General features: G+C 72.7%; 1 protein-coding gene and 1 pseudogene. Both read right to left on the reverse strand.

The genetic code is table 11. The features are described 5' to 3' along the window. The coding region (locus FVW27_RS14895; protein ID WP_167126576.1) for a glycosyltransferase family 4 protein at positions 1-1,181 on the reverse strand (1,181 nt) is incomplete at its 3' end. 59 nt (positions 1,182-1,240) lie between these two features. After that, positions 1,241-1,666, reverse strand: a pseudogene (locus tag FVW27_RS20660) (flagellar export chaperone FliS); the annotation flags it as partial.

Raw genomic sequence — 1,666 nt, forward strand, 5'->3', positions numbered from 1 at the left:
AGCGCGCGGGCCTGCACGTCGGCGTCGAACAGCGCGGCGGCCTTGCGCCGCCCGGCCTCACCCATGCGCCGGGCCGCGCCGGGGTGACGCAGCAGGTGCAGCACGGCCCCGGCGTAATCGTCCGCCGTTTCGGCCACCAACCCGGTGACGCCGTGCTCCACCAGTTCCAGTTGGGCGTTGTCGCGCAGGCCGGGGCAAGGGTGGGTGACCACGGGCAGCCCGGCGGCCATGGCCTCTGCTATGGCCAGCCCGAAGCTTTCGCCGGTGTCGTTGGCGTGGGCCAGCAGGGAAAGTTCGTTGAAAAAGCTGGCCAGTTCCGCGTCGTCGCGCAGCGGCGGCAGAAAGCGCACGTTGTCCGACAGGCCGTGCTCGCGCACGTAGCGTTCCGCGTCCGGGGTGCCGCCGACGACGTCGTAGCGGAAGTGGGGCATCTCGCGGCGCAGCAAGGGCAGGATGTGCAGGGCCAGCGGCGACCACTTGCCTGGGTCCGGTCGGGACAGACGGCCCAGCACGGGGCGGGTGTAGTCCCGCTCGGCGGGCGGCGGGGTCAGCCGGGCGAACAGGGCGGTGTCCACCGGGTTGTACAGCACCCGCCAACGCGGGGGCACGGTGGCGATGCCCTGCACGCGGGAGAAGCGTTCGGCACAGAAGCGCGAGACGAACAGGGTGACGTCGATGAGTTGGCCCGAGGGGGAAGGGTCGTGCCGCCCGAAGACGTTGGTCTCCACGATGGCGGGCAGGCGTCGGGGGAGAGCCTCGGCGCTCGCGTCCGGAGAATGCGCGACGGCGGGTGCCTGACGGAAGGCCATGCGCAGGGGGCGCAACAGTTCCGGCTGGGGCCAGCCCGCGCGGTGCACGTGCACGATGTGGGGAAGAAAGCGGGCGGCCACGCTGCCCAGGTCGCCCCCGATGAAGGTGGTCACACCCGCCTCGCGCAGGGGAGCGGCGCGGGGGCCGTCGGCGGGGCTCCACACGGCGCGCTGGAAACGGGACGGGTCCAGCCGGGTCAGCAGCAGTTGCATGACCTTTTCGGTGCCGCCAAGCCCCAGCGAGGAAACCACGTGCAGCACCCGGCGCGGCGCACAGGACGTCAGCGGGCCGGAAGGGGCCGACGGGGCGAGCCCTGCGGCTTCGGCGCGAGAGCCGGGGGGATCGGTGTCGTGGGATGCGGCTGTGACCATGGGCCGTGTTCTAGCCCAGCGGCGCGGGCATGGGAAGGGTGTCTCCGCCGCCGTTCGGCCTAGCCCTGCGCGAACTTGCGGTACAGGCTGGCCGCAGCCATGCGGCTGGGGGCAAAGCCCTTCACCGGCTGGGCGTCGGGTGCGTCGGGTGCGCCAGGTGTGCTTGGCGCGTCGGCAGTGGCCGGGGGCGTCGGGGCTTCGACGGTCTGTGCGGGGGCAGTGGGCGGCATGCCAGCCGACGTCGGTGTTGCCTGCTGTGTCGATGGCACGGGGGTACCGGGTGCGGCTGCCTGTGCGGCCTGTACGGCTTGCTCCGCCTGTGTTGGTTGGGGCGGACCCGCGGGTTCGGTCGCCTTCGACGCGGTTTCGCCCGTCAGGGCCTGCTGGCCGTATGCCTGGGCGTGGGCACGACCGAACTGCGCTGGCTTGCTCAGCGGCGGCATCTGCGCGGTGGGCAGTGGCACGCGCGAAGGCGCGGCGTTGGC

The organism is Nitratidesulfovibrio liaohensis, assembly GCF_011682075.1.
GTDB lineage: Bacteria > Desulfobacterota > Desulfovibrionia > Desulfovibrionales > Desulfovibrionaceae > Cupidesulfovibrio > Cupidesulfovibrio liaohensis.